Origin of the sequence: Mycetohabitans rhizoxinica HKI 454, assembly GCF_000198775.1 — a bacterium.
Taxonomy (GTDB): Bacteria; Pseudomonadota; Gammaproteobacteria; order Burkholderiales; family Burkholderiaceae; genus Mycetohabitans; species Mycetohabitans rhizoxinica.
On the sequence record NC_014723.1, the window covers coordinates 1 to 23,958 of the forward strand.

Below are 23,958 nucleotides of genomic sequence, written 5' to 3' on the forward strand. Positions count from 1 at the left end.
ATAATATCATGCCCGGAAAAAAATTCACAAAACTTCGTATTGTGAAAATTTTTCATTTTTTCAACATCATAACTTTTAATAGATTTATTTGTTGTGATTCATTTTATTACTTGACATAGACATCGAATGTTGTAGATTGAAGTTAAGGCCTTATTTTACAAGGGCGGATTTGATGTAACTACGCTTCGTACCAATGTAAGTTACGGGGTACAGTATGTTTAGTCTGTGGAAAGTATAGCTGTGCAGCATTGCTGCGTCATCATGTTGACTTGGTAGCGAAAACCTGTTTTTTGGGGGCCACGACAATGTAGAAATTTGCATAGATAGATATTTCAGGATCTATAGTTATTTTAAATTTAAGTTCTTAAATTTTAAGAGGAATTTCACCATGTCACAAGAAAACAAGCCTCGCATTCAGTTGCAGCTCGGGAAGCAAACCCCCTCAAACGTTATGCAGGAAATTCGTGAGATAWRTTCCAATTACATTTTAGAGGAATATGGGGGTCCGGATGGTAACAAGCCGGCGGAGTATAGCAATTATTTGTTCGTTTGGAATGGCTCCCAGGTTCCATGGAATGAAACTCCCTTGATTGAGCTCGGGGCTGAAAAAGACGGAATGCCGATTAGTCAAGAAGGTTTTAAGTTCACGAATCAGCAGTATATAATCGGCTATTCGGTTGGACCGAATGTCAATAGCCCGAACGAGAAAAATTCAGATGGGGCGAGCCCCTATCGCAACGTCTGCGCGACGGCGGTCCTGCCAGCGAATTGGAAACTCGAAGACATCATTATTGACCCATCAAACCTGTCCGTTTCCACGATCTCGACTCGAGTCGTCACTTTTACGTTTAAGTTCCCTAACGGCTTCAACCCCGGCGCCAACAAGTCATGGATCGGGCTGTTCAACGGCCACGTGATCCCTTACGATCTGGATCCATTTGCGTTTGTCCCCATCACCACTACTACATCATTGGGCTCAGTTGCAATAGGCCAACTAGCGATCAGTCCCGGAGAGACTTATACAGCCGCTCTCTACACTTGCGGCTACGATAAGGACTTTGCCAAACGACGCGAATCCAAGCGAAGAATCGCAGCTACGCTAGTTTTCGACACGGGTTTCCCGCTCTCGCGCGACGCGCACAAGTGACAACATGCCCCCAGCCAGGGGCTTTTTTGTAAGGAAGTCAGCCATAGGCGAGACCGGCATGGCTGGCAAGGACTTGGATCATGGCCTTTTTCAGCAAAGCAGAGGACTCGCGGCTTTTTCTCAGTCAGCCCGGACCAGACGATACCGGCACCGTCGCGGCGATTTTACCCAACGCACACGACTGCGGGGCGATATGTTACGACATCGCTCAGATCCTGAACGACACGGAACTGTCGGCTTCCATTCTTTTTCTCCAGCAGCGGCCGCCGAGCGATGCCGCCGGCCAGCAGGCGCTGGTCGATGCCATCCTCGCCTTTAATGCGAGGCACGATGAGCAGAGGATGATGATCTGGGCGCCCTCTGCCTCATCTTGCACTTCGCCAGAATTCTCACCGCCATACACCGCCCTGCTACGAGATGGCGAGGCGAAAATGTATATTGGTCACACTCTAGTGGCCAACATTGGACGAACCCTGTCCGTGACGCTTTCCCATGGCGCGAAACTATCGGCCCTGTCCCAAGAGGCGGGCCTTGACATAGACACCTCGCGCGCGCCTATCACCTTCAATCAGACTTCCGGCGTTAAGCCATCCAGTGACATCCTCAGCGCGGCCATTCCCTTTTCCGGCGCCCATTGCGGCTGCCTGAGATTTACCGTCTACCTTCCGTTCAGCAGCCTAGCGTCCTTAAACATGGGTTTTGCCTTCGGAGCGCCGCAGGTTGAGCCAACATCGTCGCAGGATATCGTCTGGTCACCAATTTTATTGGCCCCCCTAGCCGTTAACTCGGGAAATAGGGGCTCGGTTAGTTTTACCGCCACGGTCGATCTCCTCGACCCGTTTAACGAGATTAAGCCCGAGCGCACAGCCTTGGCCTTCGACGGAACCACCTTGGCCTTCGACGGAACCAACCGGCGTAGCTCGACGACCGTGCTCACCAGCACCTATGTTACCACCAGCGGTGCTGACACCGTGCTGCTGACACCGGTCAGCATCCCGGGCCAGGGAAAGACGGCGCGGCTGGTATTCCACTATCCCTCCTCGATCGGTATTGATGATCCCATTTACTTGCATGTAGCCCCCGAGGGTGACTTCATCTTATCGCTGAGCTCGGGCGCCGCATCGGCCGAACTGATGTGCGGGCTACAGGGAACAGAATACCTTTTGGTCAATGCCGGAGACCGCCTGCGCTTCACGTCAGGCCAGCCAGCCTTCGCTCCCGACTTCCCATTCGGCCTGTCGTCGCCGACCGCGGCGCCGCCGGCCTCCGAAGCGCCGCTGACATCGGCCTGGGAAACATCCTATGCGTCCGTCTGGCCGGCAGGAAAGTTGGCCGTCGCGGTGGCCCAACCACCTGGCCTGAACCTGTTCGGCAACGACACGCTTATTCATGATCACTACAATACCCTGCTCGGGCCTATGGATCCCGGCCAGTCGCTAGCAGCCGCCCCGCAGCAGTGCTTTCCCCTAGTGCCCTATTCGGAGGTGCACAATGGCGACGGTAAGCCCACCTTCACCGCCGCACAGGTGGCCACTTTCGAGGCACAAGTTTTAGCACCGCGGCGGCGCCAGGCGCTGACCGCTGATTCAGTGGGAAGCCATTTGTCGGCGGCGGAACGCCTAGCCGCCGTGCCCTCGGACGACCACGGGACGGTAACCTTCACCACGCCCAATGGCTTCCTCGTAACAGCCGCTGGAAGCGGCAGCACCGCCTCGTGGCAGCAGATCTTGCTGGGAATCCTGCGAAAAACCGGCCCAGATCAAACGGACCAGAGGCTGGCCTTTAACAATCCATCCCAGCCTCTAATCGATGCTTTCCAGAGCGGAAGCCTGATGCTGGTCTGTGCCAACGGCGAAAACCTGGGCGGTAGCGCCTTCGAGAACGAACTAACCCTCAGCGGTTGGAAGCTGAAGGCCAACGTGGGAGTGGGTAGCCAATACGGTAGCTACGCCAACATCATGATCATCAAAGCGATGAAGGGACCACTCTACGATCCCACTGGCCCAGCCTCTGCCAATCTGGTCGGTAACCCAGCTAAGTGGACTATGGCCAGCGAGTTCGCGGCGCCCGTCACCACCACGCCGGGCCACAACACGCCAAGCGATCGCGACCCCGCTCAGATGACCAACCTGGCGCTGTGGCTACGGGACTATTTCGCCGAGGCCGAGGCCGAGGCCGAAGCCCACCCCGACACTCACTACTACGATTCATTCAACACCATCGCCAAGGACCCGAATTGGACTGGCCTGTTGGTGTTGCGTGGCGACATCCGGGGATTTCCTAAAGAATTTAATGGTCTTCTTAAGGAGGTACCCCCTGATGAGGTACCCGATCGCAATGCCCCCTACTTCCACCACCTGGCTATCCCAATCACGCCAATTAAGAATGGCTCCGCCGGTCCGGTGCCGGTGGAGGATCAGGCCAGCGCGATCTCCGGCCTGATTCACTACCTCGATCCGCAGGTGGACCCAACAAACAATCCACCCAACCCTTTGCCAAAATCAGCGGGCAGTGGCGCCTATGACTTCCGCTTGCTCCAGCTCAAAGTCCTGTTTGAGGGCGGCGCAATCAAGTTGTTTTCCTGCTTCGCGCAGATCAGCTTCGATGAACTATTAGGTATGACAGTGAAGGGGATGGACAACCGTGGTAAGAAGGACAATGGTAGTAATCGAGTGAACGCCATCGTGCTGACCGGCTCGTGCCAGTATGATGAGAACAAGAACCCCATCTATAGCATGTCCAGCGTCAGCGATACAGTGTTCCGCATGGGCAACGCTACTCAACCCAGCATCCGGGTGTCAGGCGTGCAGATGGTCCACCTCGGCGACACCAGCTCCATGCGCTCCATGTTCGTCCTCAGTGGTTCGCTACACTTTGCTGTTCTTCAGGGAGCAACGCCGTCCGAGACCTTCGATCTGTTTAGCTTTAGCGAACCAGCCAAAACATCACGGCCTACCGGTCCTACCGGTCTAGCCTTTAACAGCCTAGTGTTGAACATGGACTCTTCGGCCCAGCCCAAGTTCACGTTGGACGCTCAGGCTATACGCTTCGATCTCGACGCTAGTAAGGTGCGCGAGGGCAGCCTGGCGGACCAGCTGGCGTTGCAGTTGACCGACTTTGTGATCGGCGCATCGGGAACGTTGCAGGACGCCGGTTACCTGCCGATAGTCGCCAACATGATTCGACCGGGCGATTTGGGTGACAAGTGGAACGGTTTAGTGTTTCGACTGAACCTGGGCACGTTAGGCCAGCTTGGCAATGGAGTCGGCTTCAATGGCTCGCTATTGCTGGCCTGGTCGTTGCAAGACGGCCCCGCTGCCGTGCAAGTGGGTCTGTCATTATCCGGAGCCGCAACGGGAGGGGCAAAGCTGATTACCCTGCAAAACATCCTCAAGCTTTCCATTGGCCGTATCCGCCTGAGCTACGACACCATCCATTCGTCCTATCTACTGCTACTGGACGAAATTGCTCTGCAATTCCTAGGGTTGAAGATTCCTCCGAATGGCGCCACAAGCTTCTATCTGTTCGGTAATCATGATCCCGCCGGTGTCGGCTGGTATGCCAGGTACGCCCAAGAGCTCCCAACACTAACGACACCACAACCAACCGAGAGATAACGTCATGACCTTCACCAATCTACTACAGAAGTTTAATGAACAGGTTGCGACCGTGTCGGACCGCATAGCCTCACAAGCCACCGAGGCACTTTCGAAATGGTTGTCGGAGCATCTAGAGGTCCGCCTAGTAGTCGCGAGCGGCGTTGACATGGATCGCCAGGCCTCGAGCATCATCGTGCTCGACCGGCTGATTGAACTGGGATGTTCCAAGATCAACATCGTCTACGAGAAGGAAGCCAGCAGCAACTTGGAAATCCTGATTCCAGGCTTCAAAGCGGGAACAAACGCGCCGGCTGGCACGCAATACAGCGGGGCGCAACTCACGTTCACTGAGACCGATTTCAAAGCTCCGCTGACAAACAACATGTTTCTCGGCATAACTGGCGACATAGACCTTATCGAGGGAATGCAACCGAACACACTATTTAATGTGGAATATTTTTTGGAACTTAATCCGTTTGAAAAAAACCTTGGCAAGGAAGGCGCAATAAACGCGCTGTGGTATCAGGGCACCAGGACTTTGCTGAACACAGTCCCTGGGCTTGGAAAGCAGCACTTCGACAACCTGGCATTTAAGCAAATTGTACCGAAGGTCGAACCGGCGTTAGAAAGCCTCAAATCAGAAAACCTTAAAAAAAGAGTGCAAGCCCTTCTAGCCATCAATCCCAAAAACGTCAATTTCCTACCGACTGATGGGCTACTCTACCCATCGCCAACCGGGCGCACGGCATTCACCTTCATGCCGGACCAGCTGCTGGCCACCCTTTGCGGAGCCATCAGCCTGATGCAATCCTACGTGCCAAAGTCCGGCGAGCCAAAGCCGGAGGAATATGGCCGCCCGACGATCGTCGTGCTGGTAGGGGATCCGCAGGCCAGCGTCCTGCAAACATTTCCTCAGCTTTGCCAATTCGCTGCAGCCCATGACGATTGGCCGGCGGAAGTACTCGCGGAGAAAAGCGAAATAAAAATCTTCACGAACAAGATAAGGACCGAAATATTTGAAAACATCAGGAGGTCGATAGCAAATAAAACGCGGCTTCAGTTCTCCTTTACGAAGGACTCCGACGATCTTTCGAATAAGCTTAAAGCTCTGAAGCCCGGAGATATTCTTTTTGTTTCCCTATTGCCTCTGCCACCGGCCGTGCTCAACAACTTATTGCAGATGGCGACATTGCCCTACATCTTGAATGGCCAGGGCAGTGCCAATATCGCTCTGAATTTAGGCAAGCCCTTCTTAAAAATGGCTAATCAAGCATTTAACACGGAGGCCATTGAAGACATCATTTATCACTTTCCCATGATGCCCCCCGACATGGGAGAAGTTCATCAAAAGATGGCGCTTGCCACCCTCAGCCTATGTGGGACAGTGGGCAACCTGAGTCTTGACGAAAAGCTCAACGCAATAGTCAGTGTATTCGAGGATCAATTTTCCAGGGATTCCAACCTCTCAAAATATTTTACGTTACTCCGGCTCTTATATCAAGAGAAAAGCAACCGCTGCGACAAGCTGACGCTGGCTCTACGTTACCTGCTGGCACTTAGATCGCCCCCGACATCACCTCCGAACAACAAGCCTCTGGACGCCCTATTCGCCAATTTGCAGGAGCATGTTTCGAAAGGCACTCTGGCACTTTGTCCCGGCGCGTTCACCGCCGACGACAGTCCCATTGCCGCTGCACTAGACTCGCTAGCGGGTTCCCAGGCGAAGGTGAACGGCGTGAGCATTACGCGGCCCAACGCCAATTCCATTCAGGTGACCGGTCGGATGGCTATGACCGTTAGTCCCATTGACGATCAAATCACTCTGACGTTTAGCTTCGACAATACGACCCAGTCCATCGTCATGGCTATGACATTGACCGGGAAAGATTTCAGCTTCGATGGCGTCCCATGGTTCACCGTTAAAACACCAGAGATAACGCTAACCTTCTCGCAGGACGGGTTGCAAACGCTGGGTCGCCTGTCCGGCACTCTCGCCATTGGCTCCACCAACGTGCCCGTATCGGCAGACTTCCCCACCCCTGACGGCATCAGCATTGTCCTCGACGCTCCGTTCGATCAGCATGCCCCTAGTTGGCAGGGGCTGTTCCAGCTTCTGGGCGGCATCAATCCGGTGGCAACACTGCCGAATCGACTCGATGAGCTGGCTGGACTGTCTATGCATGGCGTGTCTTTTGCCTACGACTTCTCCAACAACGCCATTTCCTACTTCACCGTCCGGCTGCAAACCACGCCGGCCTGGGAACTTCTCGGGTCGCTGACGCTGCAAACTATTAACTTCTCTTTCACCGTCCAGAATCCCACCGGGTCGCGTGCCGTATCATGGACGGCGGATTCACAGGTCACCATCGCCTCTGGCCATTTCGATGTGGGCCTCACCTATCCCAACCTGACCATCACCGCCAGCATGGCCGACGACAGCCCGTCGGTGCCCCTGTCTGAGGTGGTGAAGGCTTTCGCCTCAAGCATGCCGGTGCCGGTCTCCGGCGACCTGATGGGATTCGGCATGTCAGTGGTGCCAGGACCGCCGACCGACTATTCAGTGACACTTTCCGTGTCGGCCAACTGGAAGTTGCCGTCGGAGTCCCTTCCCATTTTTGAATTGGAAGGGCTAAATTTTATCATCGACGGTCAGGACACGAAAACAACCGCACGTGTCTCTGGCCAAATGGGCTTCTTTCCCGAGGACAATGACCTCAAATTTTATCTGCCGATGACGGCTAGCTATAACAATAGCGGAAAAAGATGGATTTTTTCCGGCACGCAGCACAGCAACATTTCCGTCATCCAACTTTTGAAAACTTATTTGCCTGCCCAATTGCCTACGGCGCAAATACCGGATTTCTTCATCACAAGCTTCAGTGCAGAAATTCAAACGGGTGACGAAGAGACGGGTGACAATGCCTATTACGTTCTCGGGGGTACGATCATGTTTACCGTACCTTTCCTTGAAGGCGTTCAACTGACCGGCGTCGGACACTTCGCCAACGTCAGGAGCGGCGGTAAGAACAATCTCAGCGCCAAGATCAGCACGACCTTTGACTGGAACAATATTCCCTTAGTGCTAGGCTACAACTACGACCCTGACGCAGATAACTGTAGCTATACCCTGTCCTGGGGCAACCTTCAAGGCAACGTGAAAGAGAAAGACGGTCATTGGATGGGCTCCCTAACTTTCAGTGACGTGGTGACGCTGGGCGAGATCGTGGAAACCTTTGTCTTCTGGGCGACGGGTTACAAGTTTCGCCTCAGTTCACCCTGGAACCTGCTTGACGGTATTGTGCTGGGCAAACCAGAGTTGACCTACGACTTCACTGAAGGCGACCGTTTCCGTCAACCTCCCGATTAACTCCATCGAGTTGGGCTTCGCCAAAATCAAGTCCATCGATTTAACTTACAGGCCAAACGCAGATCCCCAAAAGGCGGATAAAGAAGTGGAAGTGACCGTTACAGGGTCTTTCCGCTGGTTGAGAACAAGTCAGGATGACCAAACGCTCAGTTGGTATGCGACCGATCCCACTTCTACGCCCGCGCCTCCTGGCCAGGGCAATGAATTCCTAGAGCTACGTTTGCTCGCTATGGGCCAGCACGTCGAAGTTAAGGACCTCGTCGCCGCCAACAATCTAAGCGCTACCAGCAACCTAGGCGCCACCATTCAACACGCCATCGGCACCTTTACGCGTTTGCCTCCCACTAGTGGGGAGACAAAGCCGGCGGTAGATTTTTCCCCTGGCAATTCGTGGCTGATCGGCACCGATTTTGGCTTGCTGAAGTATTCCGAAAAAGAGGGGAAGCCGGAATACGCCTGCACTCTCCAGTTCGTCTTCAACGATCCAGAGCTTTATGCTCTTAGGATCGCGCTGGCTGGCCCGCCGGCCAAGATCCTGGACGGCCTGGACTTTGGGATCCTCTATCGCAAGATTAGCGACACGGTCGGAGTCTACGAGCTCGAACTGACACTGCCCAATTCCATCCGCACCATCGAGTGCGGTGTCTATACCATTCAGTTGCCGGTAATTGGTGTGTGTATTTATACCAACGGCGACTTCCAATTGGACATCGGTTTTCCCTGGAAAATTGATTTTAGCCGTTCGTTCACCGTTCAAGCCATCGTTTATCCTGGCATCCCGCTAATGGGCTCGGGTGGCTTCTATTTTGGCAAGCTGCCTGGCACCATTAGCAATTCGGTGCCACAGGCGACCAACGGCACCTTCGATCCGGTGATCGTCTTCGGCTTCGGCGCCCAGCTCGGTTTAGGCAAGAGCCTGTCCCTTGGGCCGCTGCAGCTCCATTTCAGCGTGACCGTCCTCAGCATTATCGAAGGCGTCCTGGCGCGCTGGAATCCCAACCCCCCTAAGGAGCCGGATGAGCCTACCCCGTCGGTTGAGACTACCCCGTCGCAGATGGACGGTACCTACTACTACCGAATTTCTGGAACCTTCGGGGTGGCCGCCATTGTCAACGGAGTGATAGATTTCGCAGTGGTGCGCGCTGCCGTCAACTTGTCCCTAGTGGTCACTGCCCAGATCGTCTTCGCCGCCTATGAACCCATCGCCTTTACGGTGGAGGCGGTGGTGGATGTCTCGGCGTCGATAAAGATCAAGGTAAAGCGGCTATTCTCCATTACTATCCGATTTCACTTTTCGCAGGATCTCACCACCACTTTCACCATTCAGCCTTGGCGTAACGTCTCCGCACCCTGGCAACTTGCCACACCGGCCACTGGCCGCCTCGGCGCCCCGCTACGCGAACGGCTAACAGCGTTGCGCCGCATGGACGGTCTATGTAACCAGCTGACGCCAAAATGGGACAGCTTGGCGGCCAAGAAACCCGCCACCTCCGGCGTTGCGCTGAACGCGTATCTCACCTACGCCCTGACCGCAGCTGGTGATGCAGCTACCAGGCTGAATCAGCAGCTGCCCTGCTACATCGCCACCTTGGTGTTAGATGCGCCGCAGCCCGAGTCCCCCAGCGGCACCGGAACCGCCAACACCTCGTTCGATGAACTGTGCAAGCTAGTGACTCGTTGGGTAGTAGCAGCCTTTACCGGTCCGGCCACGCTCGACGATATCGACGAGCGGCTGCTTTGCGATGACACCATCGACTGCATCCTGCTCCATCTTCAGGACACGACCAGCAACCCACAGCCGATCCCCGCCGACGCCTTGCTGACCATGCTGGCTCAACAAGTGACGATGACCCTGTGGGACCCTAATTTCAAAGACAAAAAAGAAATCATCGGCGCCTTCTTCCCTATGCCGCCCGAACTTTCGCTTAATGTAAAAGCTTATGAAGGAGCACCTGCCTACAACTATACCTTCTCTGATTACAACACCCTGTCGGAAGCGGGAGTGAGCAATCTAAGAAGCTATTTCGACCAGTTGGCACTCCAGGTGGACAAGGAGAGCCCGGCTAAGCGTTTGAAGCTTACCCCCACCGCCTTGTCTGCCGGATCGGTGGCTAGCTTCGTTTTCACCGACTACTTCCTGCTAGTGGCTCGCCAGTGCCTTACCGCGCTGCGCACTGGGCTACGCGATTACAAGTGGCCGCTGCCACTCCCAGGGGACGCCCAGCCGACCCCGCAGTCCATCGTCGATGCCATGAACAATGCAGGCAACCTGGCCGCCATCAGCAAGATGTTCACGTTAGCTGACCTATTCACAGCTAACGCCTCGGCGGCCCTCGCAACCGGATCGATTTTGACCATCGCAAACGCGAAGGTTTTGGCTCAAGCCACCGATTCGTTTGCCTCCATCGCCGCCCAGGCGCGCTTTGGCAGCACCTTTACCGCCATTGACCTAGCCCGCGCCAACCAAGAAAACAGCACTTTGCTGCAGCCCGGCCAGTCCATCACCATCAACGGCCACAGCACCGTGACCCAAACAGGCGATACCCTATCTGTCATCGCCTCGCGCCTGCGCAGCGCGCCCGATGCCTTTCTGACTTCCATCACAGGCATCTCCAATCTGTTGTTCATGCCTTTTTCCGCCATCGCCTTGCCGGCTTTCCCGTACACGACCCAGCCCGGCGACACGCTGGCGATAGCAGCAGCGGCTAACGGCATCACCGTAGCCGACTTGGCAGCAGTTCCGGCCAACGGCGCCATCGCCGGCCTGTTCGATCCTTCCACCAGCCGCCACCTGGACGTGCCGCATGTGGCACGCCTGCCACTCAGCATGCTGCTGGCTGAGGCTCAGGACACCGGTGCGTTCAGCACACTGTCCGGCATGATCTCTCGGTATCACCTGCACGGGCTACGGCTGCCGACCTCGGACATTACCGCCAACTCGCCCGGTATGTGGGTGGCCAAGCCCGGCGACCCGTTGCCTTCAATGGCGGGACTGTATGCTTTAACCGGCCAGCAGTTCCCGGTGCCACCGCTGGCCCAGAACGCCCCTTTCACCGTCACCCTAGGGTTGAGCGACTCCCAATGGATCGCCTTCGAGAACGGTGGTAGCACTATCGACTTCTCGGTTAGCGCCGGCGACGAAGACGGTAAGGCGGTCGAGGATCTGCGTGCCTGGATTCACAGCAATCACTTGGACACCGACGTTACCTCCCTGGGGCTTGCTAGCCGCATCGACCGCCGGCCAGCAAGCTTCGGGCTGGGAGCCTCCATCCGGTGGGATTCTTCCACCCTGCCGTCCTTGCCGTTCGGTGCACCGCAGGCGGGGGCGCAGTTCACCCGCATTGCGCCGTTTCCAGCGTCGATGGCGAACGTCCTTGCCCGCAACAGCCATGCGGTACCGCCCGCCTTCACGCCGATAGTCCAGTCCTATGATGAGGCATCCAAGCGCACCGTCAGCACCGACATCGTCAATTACGGATGGGCCACCACTTTAGCTTTCAGCGTCAAGCAGGTGCCCAAGACAGCAGGCGCCACCGTGCCCTGCACCTACGAGGTGCTAGGGGCAGGCGCCGCTGACGTGGCGCTGCTGGAGGACGTTGTGGCGCAGTTGCAGGGGGAGAAAAAAATAGAGATCGCTGGCATCTGGCTGGGCCTAGCGCCCCCGCCTAGTCTTCAAGCTTCGGGGGGTATCCAAACGGCGCTTGACGCCAGCTTCGGCATCGGCCAGGCTAACCTGTCCACTCAGACTAATCCCCCAGAGCGTATGAAAATGGCGGGACCGCAGGCCCTTAACGGCAATGCAGCCTTTTTGACCCTGCTGTGGGAGGCGTCCATCACAGCCAGTGGTGGCTTCTATCTGTACTATTCTGTCAACGGGAAAGGTCTGCCCGACCACGTGTTCAACAGCGACGGCATCGCGACGCTTACGCTGGTGATAGTCTACGCCGCCAACAACCAGTTGGGCGACTACACTAACGCCCTAGTGTTCACCGATCCGGTGGACAACTCGGCCGCCATCAGCATCCAGGCAGTACCACAGCCGACCAGCGACAACCAACTCGACTCTCAAGGCATCGCCGAGCTGGCTGCTGCCCATTATACTGATTTAGTGGACGTGGCCCGCGACAACGCCACCACAACGCTCAAGTCCGGGGCTGTGCTGGCCATCAACGGTGGCACTTACATGGTGTCGCCACAAGGCGCGCCCCCCGGCGGCAACGTGACCGACATCGCCGCCCATTTCGAAACCGCTGCCGCCGCCATCCAGGCTGCCAATCCGCGTATTCCAGACGAGTCGTGGCAGGGTTCGCTGCCCGCCTATACGGCTCTCCGGCTGCCTCCCCTAACGATTACCGTGGGCACCAGCCCTGGCGGAACCACCTTACAATCTCTGGTTGCTTATTATGGTATTGACGCAGTCTCCATTCTAGTGGACAACCAGGATGTTGGCGGACTATTCGCCACACCTGTATCTTTAGCCGGTGGGCCGGTCACCGCCACGTCATCGCTGCCGCCAGATAGCCAGTTCTACCGCCTCCAGCGTCCAGTGCCGGCCGATTCCGACTCGCCCAAGGAGCTGCTCCTAAACAATTTTAGCCTGCTGGGCTACCGAGTGGATGGCATCACGCCGGACTTCGTCACTAGCAACCTGGGTGTTCCGGTTGGCCCCACCGGCGGCGGTGGCCAAGGGGTGGGCAAGATGCGGCGCCCGCGTCAGCAAAGAGTGGGAGACAGTTGGATTTATGATGTAGCCCTCAGCTACGGGACACTGGTGACAGGCGGAGCAGAGGGGCATCCCTATCAGGGAATCGGTAGACTGCTGCAGGTTGATTTTCAATGGTTGGACCTTTACGGCAATACCATCATCTCGGACTTAACATCGTCCATCACCGACTCCGGCGGCTCTGACCGCTCCGACAACCGGCTGCCAACTCTGACCGGCTACACCGACGACATCGTCGCGCTGAGCCAATGGCCCTCAGCCAGCGCCAGCTGGAGTGTGATGAAGAAGGACAGGGTGATGGAGGACAAGTTGCCTCAGCTCACCATCGTAATGAACTTCGATCCGTCCCGCTACCAAACCGACACGTCCGATGCGCATCGCGATCCCGTGGCCAACGCAACCGCCGATCTGCAGGTTTATGGCATGCTGCAGAAGCAATTCGGCGACTCGGCAGGCATGATGGTCAGTGTTGAGACCTCTCTGGCAACAGCGCCCCTGGCGATAACCGGCGCCAATCGCGAAGGCTTCGATAACTTCAGGAACAGCATTGTCTCCTTCCTGACAGCAGTGAAGAACCGCGAACAAGGTACGCCCCCGGGCGAGGTGACGCTGTCGTTGCCGTTGTCCTCAATCAATCAGGCCCAGGTTATCGAACTGGCCTGCGCCGTCACCATCGCGCGACAGGCCGGCATCGTTGAAGGAGAATTCTCGGCTCGGCCGGGCATTCGGTCAAGGACCACCACCATTGGCCCGAAGGGGGCCGCTTCCGGACTGAAAGACTTCGCCAGTGAACTAGAAGGGGCCTTCGCCGACAATTCCGGGGTACCTCTGCTCAAGGTGATGACTGGGCCGAACCGCTTTGACAACGACGCCGCCTCAGCCACAAGCCTTTGGGCGGTGCGCATTGGGCCGTACGGCTCTAAAGCGCCCATCCAGTATTCCATTAAAAACACCGACGAGGACCCCAAGCCCGCCGCGACCATTTTTGCGCCGGCCCCCCTTTCCACTAGCCTGGTTTCCAGGCGGCAGGTCGCCCTTTGTCCCTTCGAATCCTATGATCTTTCTAACCCCGTCAAGGGGGGCATCAACTGGAGCGCTGCTACCGATCAGCAGAATTTCATCGACATTGATCTCGACACTTGGGCAGCCAAGCTTTTTGCCGCTGTCGACGAGTTACTCACGCCAGAATACATCTCCGCCTTGGTCATTCTCGACAATCGGACCGGTGGTGACAACTTGGCGAGATTGCAGGCCAACAAGTCTGCGCTGGCCGACCGGTACGCCAAACAGATGCAGGCAGTTTTCGAAGCGACGAATAAGCCTTGCGGCGACACRGCCCCGAAGGAGGTCGTGGAGCTCTTCCGCCAGACCCTGCTCGGGCAACTGGGTAACGCCTACAATACCCARGCGGCAGTGCACTTCCCTGCCAAAGTGGAGGCCAACATCGCCGAGACGCCACCACCCGACGCCCCCCCGCGGCTTTACGGCCAGGTGGTGCCGCCCGACGCAGCGGTGAAGAAACCAGTTATCAGCGTCACTAATGCTAGACTGCCCCTGACGACCCTCAAAGACACGCCTTTCGTCTTCCTAGTAACGACATCGGCGCCTAAGACTAGCAGCGCTTCGGTCCAGTTGGCACTGGAATACCGGCCCAGCCACATCGAGCATCAGATCGCCAAAGTTCCGGGCATCGAGGCGCCATCCCAGGGTAATCCCTACATGGCGTCTAGTTGGCTGCAGTTCGTCAACCCGCCTCCGAGCAGTGGTCAGCGCGGCAGCCTCTCGGCCGACCTAGGCAGCATCGACATGCCCATGGTGCTGCGCGCCTATCCGACCAGCCCAATCTTGTCGAAGCAGGCGTGGAAAGCCACCGATCCGCTGTCCACGGATTTGACCACGGCGACGCAGTGGAACTATTGCGCCACCTATTTCCTGCCGCTCCACTCTCCGCAGGATACTGTTCACGTGTCCGTGGCCTTCAACGTGGACACCTCTACGTCGCCGCACGCCACCATCATGGGCCAGGACTGCTTCGACTACGCCGCGCAGTTTATCACCACCTATCCTAAGGTGCGCCAAGAACTGGTGGAAGCTTTGGCCCGCATCGACGACAACACTACCGACTTTACCGTCGCCCAGCATGCCATGGATGACGTCAACAAGATGCTAGAACAGCTGCGGGACAGCATCCCCCACGAAAAGACGCTGGTCCGTACCAGCAAGCCGCCGGGGGCGACGAGCACCACCGGCCTGACGTCGGTCTTCACCATACGCGAAATGGCTGATTCCTGCGGCCGCCTAGTGGTAGAAGTCGCCGTCCAGGATGGGCTGCCGCCTGCCATTGAAATCACAGGCTGGCAGACGACGAAGACACTACCATCGCAACAATTGCCGCCAGGGGTGCTGCGTTTTAGCTACCAGGATGTCAAGACTGGAAAGTGGCTAAACTTTGCCGACGCCCAGTCCATCGGAGACAGAACCATTACTTTCAGTGAACTGCAGATCATGCAAGCACAGGATGCGATAGCGACCGTCCATGTCAGCCGCAACGACAATTTGGTCAAGGGACGCACCACGTGCGACGCCTTCGTCTACCGTACGCCCAACATCACCTTCCCCAATTCGCTGCAGCCTAACTTGATCTCGACAGCGCCCATCGATATCGGTGCCAAACGGAAGGCCTCGCTGGAAGACCACCTCAACACGTTGTTTACAACACTGGTCTCCGACCCTGCCCAGCAGCCCGTCAATGTGCAGCTGGAATGCTATTATACTTATACGCTCGGCACAAACGTCAAGAGCCTGCCCATCCCCATCGGCAGACCATGCGCAATGCAAGTACCCACGCGAATGTCTTGGAGCGATACCCCGTCTGAGGGGAGTACGCCCCGGGTCCAAATGGTGGCCAATTTTGCGGGGGCGATAATAACTTGGTTCAACAAGGCCCTGCCGTCGGGAGCCAATGGCCGCCTGCATTTCTCGCTCACCATCATGCCCAGCGAGACTAAGACTAAGACCATGCCCAGCCAGACTGCGAAGAAGAAGCAAAAGCCCTTGCTAACCCTGACCGACCTGACGCTGAGTCTGGCCAACATCCTCCCCACCAAGGGCCTGCCGGTCTTCACCAAGTAAGAGCAGCCGGGAAGTATGGATTAAGTGATCTACTTCTGAACCCCGTGGAAAACGGGGAGATTACCACCCAATCACTTAACAAGAGCGGGCCATCATTGGCAACAAGTAAAGTCATAGCCTCTTTCAACCGGTTCATATCGTACTGAACCGCCCCGGGTTTGGTGGAGGCTCCAACTCTTGAGAGAATGGAGCCATGAATAAGAAGCCAAGCCAGTTTTCCCCGGAAGTGCGAGAGCGCGCAGTGCGCCTGGTACGCGAGCAGCGTAGTGAACACCCATCGATGTGGGCGGCAGTCGAATCGATTGCACCGATGATCGGCTGCACGCCGCAAACGTTGCTGGATTGGGTCAAGCGTGAGCAGCTCGATCGCGGTGAGCGCGATGGCGTGAGCACCGCCGAGCGCGAGCGTATCAAGGCCCTGGAGCGCGAGGTCAAGGAACTGCGCCGTACCAACGAGATTCTCAAGCTGGCGAGCGCGTTTTTCGCGCAGGCGCAGCTCGACCGCCGATTCAAGTCCTAAAGGCTTTCGTCGATCAGCCTCGCGACACCTTCGGGGTCGAGCCGATCTGCAAGGTCTTGCGGATTGCCCCGTCGGGCTACCGACGCCATACGGCGCTGCTTCGCGACTCGTCCAAAGGCTGCGCCCGTGCAAAACGTGATGAGATTCTGCAACCCGAGATCAAGCGTGTTTGGCAAGTCAACATGCAGGTCTATGGCGTGCCAAAGGTCTGGAGACAGATGAACCGGGAAGGCATTGTGGTGGCACGCTGCACGGTCGAACGACTGATGAGGCTGCAGGGCTTGCGTGGCGCGGTCCGCGGCAAGCGTGTGCGCACAACAATTGCCGATATGAGCGCGCCGCGCCCGCTGGACCGGGTCAACCGACAGTTCAAAGCTGACCGACCGAATCAGCTCTGGGTGTCGGACTTCACCTATGGTACGCCCAGCCAGCGTAGCCCGCCCGCATGGGGGTGGCGCTGCTTGAGCATGCTTGGAATGCAATACCCCGGAGAAGTTGACGTTGGGGTATGCCCTTCCTTTGCTGCGAGAGGAAGTGAGCCGAAGCGGCGGTGACTTGCCGACACTGGCAAGGTGACGTAGTCCGTGGGAAACGGGGCTTGCGGCGAAGCGGTTACGCCAAGATGAGCCTCCAGGCTGAGCATGGGACGGTTGAGGAACACGAACCTGTTAAACCGCATCTGAGGGTTGAAATGTCACCTCTGCCCACACCGCTTTATGGGCAGAACGCGGACTGTTGCCGGTTACACGTATGGCCCGGCAGCACGAGGGCTGACTGGATATGTATGCTGGTCGGCAGGGAACCACGGGGAGCGCGCAGCTAGACCATGGTGTTCGCGACGACYTGCGGCAAGCAAGGATAAAGKACTGCGACAGGCAACCTCGCCCATGCGTTGAGTCCGACATGTGAACTGGGGAAGGTCTGCACGGATGCCAAGGGAGTGTGCCACCGATGACGTGTAGGCTGGCGGAGCCTCCGTAGTAGTCCGAGGTCGGGAGAGCCGGCCACACGGCGAAGGGAGGCAGTTGAAGTGGTTTGCTTGGTTAATTAACTGACCATAGTGAGGTGAAGACCTTTGATAATCAGTGAAATGCAAAGCAAACTGGCGACGTGGTCAACGCAGAACAAAGAGCGCAAGTTCAATCGACTCCTGAGACTGATTGCCGATAGAGATTGGCTGAGCGAAGCGGCTCGCATTACGCTGGTATCCAGCGGAGCTCGCACGCCGGGTGTGGACGGAGTCGACAGAGGCACGTTGGAAGCAAATCTCCAGCATGAACTGGCGAGGATACGCGAAGAACTGCTGGCGGGATCGTATAGTCCGCTGCCCGCACGACGCGTGTACATACCGAAAGCGAACGGCAAGCTCAGGCCACTCGGCATTCCGAGCCTGCGGGATCGGATCGTACAACGGGCCATGCTGATGGCGATGGAGCCGATATGGGAGAGCGATTTCCATCCGGCTTCATATGGWTTCAGACCGGCCCGTAGTGTTCATCACGCGATTCGCACGGTGAAGCTTCAGCTACAAGACGGTGGCAAACACAGTGTCGCCGGACGCTGGGTTATCGAGGGCGACCTCGCCAGCTACTTCGACACCGTTCATCATCGTTTGCTTCTGAGGGGAATCCGTAAGCGGATCGCCGACCAGCGCTTCCTTGCTCTGCTCTGGAAGTTCATCAAGGCGGGCTGCGTTGATCGTGATTTGTTTCGTGCCGCGAGTGAAGGCGTTCCCCAAGGCGGTGTCATCTCGCCGCTGCTATCCAACATCATGCTGCACGAATTCGATGCGTGGATGGAAAGGAACTACCTGAGAAAGAAGGTGCGCAAAGATCGGTGGGCGTGGAACTTCGCCATTCTCAAACAGCGTCCGATTACCGTGCGAGAAAACCGCCAGTGGAAACCAGCTGTCGCCTACTGTCGGTATGCAGATGACTTTGTGATAGTGGTCAAGGGAACTCGTGAACATGCCGAGGCAGTGCGCGAAGCATGCCGTGAGTTTTTAGAAAACTGGACCGCACGGTCTTCTGGAAATTCGGCTACTGGCTCGCGCGCAGGTATCGGCGCGGGTTCAGTTCGCTGATGCGTGACTACATCCGGGCACCAGAACCGGGACAGGCTACGACATGGGTGCTGCAAGGCCAAAACAGTCGAGGTTGGTATGGGGTGGTGGCGCTTCGGCGTCTTGTTACCAGCCGGAAGGGCCAATTCAGGTGGCGTACGCCGTCGGAAAATCCGTACATCATGTGCGATGAGGCCCGGAACACCATCGAGTCGCGCTATGCCGATGTCGCCTTTGCTATGAGCAACGCTTGAATGGAGAGCCGGATGCGCTGAGAGGTGCAAGTCCGGTTCGGGGAGGAGAGGCAGGGAGATAGTTCGACTACGCCCTGCCTCTTACTCCACTGTCGACATGGCAAGGCTGGCTGTATGTGGCGTTCGTGATCGACGTGTTCGCCCGTCGCATCGTTGGCTGGCGCGTCGGTTCGTCGATGACCACGCACTTCGTTCTGGATGCACTTGAACAGGCGCTGTACGCCCGCCAGCCGGGCAACGACGGAACACTGGTCCATTATTCGGACAGAGGGTCGCAATACGTCAGCATTCGGTATAGCGAGCGACTGGCCGAAGCAGGCATCGAGCCATCAGTAGGCAGCCGTGGTGACAGCTACGATAACGCGTTGGCTGAAACGATCAACGGCCTGTACAAGACGGAACTGATTCATCGGCGTGCTCCTTGGAAAACAAGGGAATCCGTCGAATTGGCAACGCTTGAATGGGTCGCCTGGTACAACCATCATCGTCTGATGGAACCGCTCGGCTATATCCCACCCGCCGAAGCTGAGGCAAACTACTACAGGTAACTCAGAAATACCGATGGTGTGCCCGCATTAACTTAAACCAACCGGCCTCCACGATTCCCGGGGCGGTTCATGGATTTGTCCAGCGACAGCTCCGCCACCAGCCGCTTGAGCTTCGTGTTCTCCTCTTCGAGCTGCTTCAGGCGACGCAGCTCCGACGGGCCCAGGCCCCCATACTTCTGGCGCCAGTTATAGAACGTCGCATCGCTGATGCCCATCTTGCGGCACACCTCAGCTGCCGGCGTGCCCAGCTCTGCCTGTTTCAACGCAAATGTAATCTGTTCTTCAGTGTATCGGCTCTTCTTCACGACATGACCTTCTGCTTGTCAAGGTTGCATCATGCCGGATTTTTTCTACTTTTGAATGGCCCAGTTTTTTGGGGTAGCCTCACTCCACGACTGGCGTCTTGTCCGCCTCGCGCAGGATCATAACCATCTGCTCTTCCGTAAACCGGCTCTTCTTCATGACTTCCTTTCTCCGTTGGAAGCCATTCTCTCAATTTTCAACTGGGCCGAAAATCGCCGGGCAGGTCACGCACAAGACGGSTCGCCAGTCACATCGAAGCTTAAGCCGTTCGCTTTCGCCAGCCGGACCGGCCCGCTATGCGTTCGGTTTTCATTCTGAACTGCAATCTTCCTGCTCACTTACCGTATGCTGCGATCAAGGCTGCATCCGATAGGCGAAATGCTGGCATTCGGTACAGCTCTTCGGCTGCAGGCATAGCCTACCTTACCTATGCGCTGCTGTCTCATAGCACCTAAACGCGTTGTCCAAAGTTTGGACACGAGCCACGAACCAAGACCTTCCACTGCAATGGGCCGCAAAAACAGCCCCTACAACCCTGTCCAAACTTTGGACAAGTTGAAACCTGGACTCGCTATCTAAGCAACTCAACGACGAATTTTTGCAGCTTGGCTGCTTTTTCATCGGATAGCGCTTCAGCCGCTATCTTAACCACAACGTTCTTATGGTCGCGTGCGAAAGTTCCAACTTTGCTGCCATTTGACATCAAAGGGGTTTTTTGAGCTAGCGAGACACCACCACCGCTCGTTCTCGCAATATGACTGGCGACCTTAGTCTGATCCAGCCGTCCTCGCTCCACAAGGGTGATAGCTTGATCGAGCCGCTCAATGAGATCGGGGGTACTCTCGCCGTCCTTCAGTACCTTGACGATATCCGCAGCCGCCACGCGACCGAGCAATGCTGGATTTGCCCGCAGCCGCTCCTGGACAGACTCAGGCAGAGCGTGAAACGCTAGATAGCGATAAAGGTCCGACCGCTCAATACCTAAGTACTCCGCGAGTTTGGACCGCTGAGGGAACTGATCCATCACTAGCTTGATTCCGAGTGCCACTTCGAAGTCAGCCAAGTCCTCGCGCTGTAAGTTTTCCACAAGCGCAAGTATCGCGGTCTTCGCATCATCCGCATCAATGACGAGCGCCTCGATTGTCGGCTGGTTCAACAATTTAACTGCTCGCCAGCGCCTTTCGCCAGCAATGAGCTGGTATCCGTCGCCTTTACAACGCAGCAGCACCGGTTCCCCGAGCCCGTCAGCGCTAATTGTGGTCGCGAGCTCGCGTATCTTGGCCTCATTAAAGACAGTACGTGGCTGGAACGGATTCGGCTCGATCTTGTCGACCGGAATCATCATGTGCTGACGACCCACATCAAAATCGCTCGTATGGCTTGCCTCATGGTGCCGCTTGGTGTTCTCGGCAGCCTTCGCCTCAAGCATAACCTTCAAATTTTTTGCTGCCATCTACACCTCCGCAGTTTGTGCCTTGAGGCCGAGCATCTTGATAAGCTCGCTCGACAGCTGGCGATACTCGCGAGCTACCTTGGACGAACGGTCCAACGCATGCAAGCTTTGCTGCATGACTGCCGCCTGGTTCACCTTCGTGCTCGTCGAAATCTTTACTGGCAAAATTTCTCCAAATGTCTTAACTGCAGTGCTCTCGAGCATTTTACAAACCGTTTGACGCTCGTCGTGCTTGAGAAGCAGGGCGCCGAGAAGCTTGAGCGTTGGGTTAACGCGCTTAATCTTTTCTATGTGTTTTAACAAGTCCTCGGCACCGTACAGGCCGTACTGGGAGCCTGACTCAACCGGAACAATGACATGAGTAGCGGCGGCTATAGCGTTACTCGTGAGCAGCTTGAGGCTTGGTGGACAGTCAATCAGGATCACATCGTAGATGCCGTCCGCCGGCTCCAACTTCATACGAAGTTCTTCGGACGGCCGCGGAGTCTGATCCTTCAGTTCATCTTCGGCTTTGCCAAGCGCAAGCGACCCATAGATCAACGAAACACCGTCGATGTGGGTGTCCTCCTGAACCGCTCTTGGAAGAATGTCGACGCCTCCAAGCAGAAGCTCAGCCGATGTCACCGTCACCGCGCTCGGGTGTTCTTTCCCGAGATGTAGGCTTGCGTTCGCCTGCGGATCCAGATCGACAACGAGAACATTCAATCCGGCGCTGGCAAAACCGTCAGCCAGGTTGATCGTTGTTGTCGTTTTGCCGACGCCACCCTTGTGGTTGGTCACGGCAAAAACTTTTGTTTGTTTGAAAACGATCATTTTGTGTGCGTTATATCCGGTTTCCGTGCACGATACATTCACATTCGGTAGAAGTAAATTCCAGACTCGTCCAAACTTTGGACACTGTAGCTGTAGGGCAACGGAAACCCAAGGTCGCCAGCGCAACAATGGGCGACTTCTCGCGGCATCTGAGCACGCAGGAGCAGCACTAATGATGGCTCGAGATCGTTGGCAAGGGAAAACGCGCGCGAATCGTGCCGGCGTCGCCGGAGCTGATCGCTGAGCTAGCCCACTATCACCAAGCATGTGGCCTGCTTCCGTTGCCCGACCAAGCCGACACCACGCCGCTGGTCATGCCTTTTAAAGGCCAACGCCGCTGTCTGTCGCGCTCGATCCTCAATGGCGCGCAAGAATATATTCAGCCGTACCGCGTCGTGGCTGCGGGCGCGCGGAGCCGAGTTCGCCAAGCGCGTCGACGAACTGGACCGTGCGTCGGCGCACTGGCTCAGGCATACCGCCGGGTCACATCAGGCCGACGGTGGCCTCGATCTGCGCACGGTGGGCGATAATCTGGGTCACGTGTCGCTGACCACCACAAGCCGATACCTGCACCAGCAAGAGGACACGCGGCACCGCGAGACGGTGGCCGGTCACAAAATGCACTGGCACGATGCGCCACTTATACCGCCCAATAGACAAAGCGAAGACAGATTCATCTCATAGACTTTATATGCGGCGCGCCTCGCTCAATACCGCATCGATAACGGCCTAAAAAGATAGCTCGTTACCGCTAACACTGCTTGCACCAGATTTATCCCGCCATGACTTTGACCGGCTTGCCCACGCGAGCCAGCATGTCCACTAATGTGTCGATCGTAAACTTGCCCGCCTTTTTGTTTACTACGTCCGACACGCGAGGCCGTGTAATATGCAATATCTGCGCAGCCTCCGCTTGTTTGAGATGATGAACCTCGATCCACGACGCGAGTTCGCCCATGAGTTGCTCTTTGAGCGCCATCGTCTGACTGATCAGCGCTTGCGACTTGGCTTGATACCGCCGCGCCTCGTCAGGCGCGAAGCCGAGTTCTACGAACAGGTTTGCTCCCGGCTTCGTCACATGCCGGATACTTGTATCAACTTTGTTCATCTCTGTCCCTTCCTTTCCCGGACAATCGCCCGATAGCGAGCCGCTGCGATCTCTTTGTCGGGCTTCGGCGTCGCTTGCGTCTTCTTTTGGAAGCAGTGCAATACGTAGATCGCTTCCTCGAATTTCGCCACGTACATTACCCGATAGATCCCGCTCACATCCCGGATGCGAATCTCCCGTACTCCTGCGCTCACGTCGTCGAACGGCTTCCAGTCTTCAGGATCAAGCCCCACTTGAATTCGGCCCAGTTGAAAGCCCGCCTCTCGGCGAGCCTCAGACGGTTCAGCCAGCAATCCGTGCCTGCTCTTCACTTCGATTTTCTCTTTTCATACACCCGATGCAGCCGCCGCGCAGGCTTTGCCACTTCGATCTCTTGCTGCTCTGGCCGCTCCAACCACGCCGGGTGCGTCGCCGTGTAAATCTCATTCATCTCCCGAATCGCCACCTGTGTGTACATCTGCGTGCTCGTGAGCTGCGCGTGGTGCAGCATTACCTGCATGAACCGCACGTCCGCTCCATTCTCCAGCATCAGCGTCACCATCGTGTGATGGAACAGGTGGCACGAACCGCTCTTGTCCCCCGAACGCTTGGTGTAGTCCGATACCATCCATCCCAAGTTACGCGTGCCGATGCTGTCTCCCGCTCCCGCCGGAACAGCACACCTTCATCCGCAGCTCGCGACAGCTGCGGCCGGGCTGATGTATGGATGGCCGGGCAGGCTGCCTACGACCTTTGGCAGGCACGCCAAAGGCACCTCACGTGCAGCACGCACCGATCGAAGAAGCCCCATTGCCGCGCTAGCAATCGAGGTGTTCTTGGTTTGGTAATCCGGTACCTACACTACAGGATCATGAGGCCACTCATTGGGTTCACCAACTACCGCCTATGCCTCGCTCAGGCCTCACCAAGGGTCGGGGACTGTGTCACTG

At 56.7% G+C, this 23,958-nt stretch carries 10 protein-coding genes, 4 pseudogenes and 1 other annotated feature; of the genes and pseudogenes, 8 read left to right on the forward strand and 6 right to left on the reverse strand.

Features of this window, described 5'->3' with window-relative positions:
- Nucleotides 1-388 precede the first annotated feature (388 nt).
- The 7 genes and pseudogenes from RBRH_RS15280 to RBRH_RS15315 form a co-directional block, all read left to right on the forward strand.
- Nucleotides 389-1,147, forward strand: coding sequence for a hypothetical protein (locus tag RBRH_RS15280; RefSeq protein ID WP_013436639.1), 759 nt, complete (start codon nt 389-391; stop codon nt 1,145-1,147).
- 80 nt (nt 1,148-1,227) lie between these two features.
- Nucleotides 1,228-4,764: a hypothetical protein gene (locus RBRH_RS15285; RefSeq protein ID WP_013436640.1), complete on the forward strand. Its 3,537-nt coding sequence runs from the start codon at nt 1,228-1,230 to the stop codon at nt 4,762-4,764.
- A 4-nt stretch (nt 4,765-4,768) separates the two neighbouring features.
- Complete coding sequence (locus tag RBRH_RS15290; protein ID WP_013436641.1) at nt 4,769-8,113, forward strand: SRPBCC family protein; 3,345 nt, start codon at nt 4,769-4,771, stop codon at nt 8,111-8,113.
- Nucleotides 8,114-8,123: 10 nt separating this feature from the next.
- Entirely contained in the window at nt 8,124-15,968 is a 7,845-nt protein-coding gene (locus RBRH_RS15295) for a LysM peptidoglycan-binding domain-containing protein (protein ID WP_013436642.1), read from the forward strand.
- Between the two features lie 193 nt (nt 15,969-16,161).
- Nucleotides 16,162-16,904, forward strand: a pseudogene (locus RBRH_RS18260) (IS3 family transposase); the annotation flags it as partial.
- Nucleotides 16,443-16,559: a sequence feature (AL1L pseudoknot), on the forward strand. Its footprint overlaps the pseudogene before it by 117 nt.
- Before the next feature lie 674 nt (nt 16,905-17,578).
- A pseudogene (locus RBRH_RS15310) lies at nt 17,579-18,804 on the forward strand (reverse transcriptase domain-containing protein).
- An 83-nt stretch (nt 18,805-18,887) separates the two neighbouring features.
- A pseudogene (locus tag RBRH_RS15315) lies at nt 18,888-19,352 on the forward strand (IS3 family transposase); the annotation flags it as partial.
- A 68-nt stretch (nt 19,353-19,420) separates the two neighbouring features.
- Here the strand turns inward: RBRH_RS15315 and RBRH_RS15320 are convergent.
- The 3 genes and pseudogenes from RBRH_RS15320 to RBRH_RS15330 form a co-directional block, all read right to left on the reverse strand.
- Nucleotides 19,421-19,657: pseudogene (locus RBRH_RS15320) on the reverse strand (transposase); the annotation flags it as partial.
- A 569-nt stretch (nt 19,658-20,226) separates the two neighbouring features.
- Complete coding sequence (locus tag RBRH_RS15325; RefSeq protein ID WP_013436649.1) at nt 20,227-21,108, reverse strand: ParB/RepB/Spo0J family partition protein; 882 nt, start codon at nt 21,106-21,108, stop codon at nt 20,227-20,229.
- Complete coding sequence (locus tag RBRH_RS15330; RefSeq protein ID WP_041755093.1) at nt 21,109-21,921, reverse strand: ParA family protein; 813 nt, start codon at nt 21,919-21,921, stop codon at nt 21,109-21,111.
- Between the two features lie 360 nt (nt 21,922-22,281).
- Here RBRH_RS15330 and RBRH_RS20785 point away from each other — a divergent pair, with 360 nt between their 5' ends.
- Nucleotides 22,282-22,605 carry a tyrosine-type recombinase/integrase gene (locus RBRH_RS20785; protein WP_049786586.1) on the forward strand — a complete coding sequence of 108 codons (324 nt, stop codon included), beginning with the start codon at nt 22,282-22,284 and terminating at the stop codon, nt 22,603-22,605.
- A gap of 88 nt (nt 22,606-22,693) precedes the next feature.
- Here RBRH_RS20785 and RBRH_RS15340 read toward each other — a convergent pair whose 3' ends face one another.
- Genes RBRH_RS15340 through RBRH_RS15350 form a run of 3 tightly spaced genes read right to left on the reverse strand, consistent with a single transcriptional unit; the run spans nt 22,694 to nt 23,636 of the window.
- Nucleotides 22,694-23,029, reverse strand: coding sequence for a helix-turn-helix domain-containing protein (locus RBRH_RS15340; RefSeq protein WP_013436652.1), 336 nt, complete (start codon nt 23,027-23,029; stop codon nt 22,694-22,696).
- Nucleotides 23,026-23,340 (reverse strand): type II toxin-antitoxin system RelE/ParE family toxin, encoded by a 315-nt coding sequence (locus tag RBRH_RS15345; RefSeq protein ID WP_013436653.1) that lies wholly within the window; start codon nt 23,338-23,340, stop codon nt 23,026-23,028. The genes RBRH_RS15340 and RBRH_RS15345 overlap by 4 nt, the downstream gene beginning before the upstream one ends.
- Nucleotides 23,337-23,636: a tyrosine-type recombinase/integrase gene (locus tag RBRH_RS15350; RefSeq protein ID WP_041755094.1), complete on the reverse strand. Its 300-nt coding sequence runs from the start codon at nt 23,634-23,636 to the stop codon at nt 23,337-23,339. Before RBRH_RS15350 ends, RBRH_RS15345 begins: the two co-directional genes overlap by 4 nt.
- Nucleotides 23,637-23,958 lie beyond the last annotated feature (322 nt).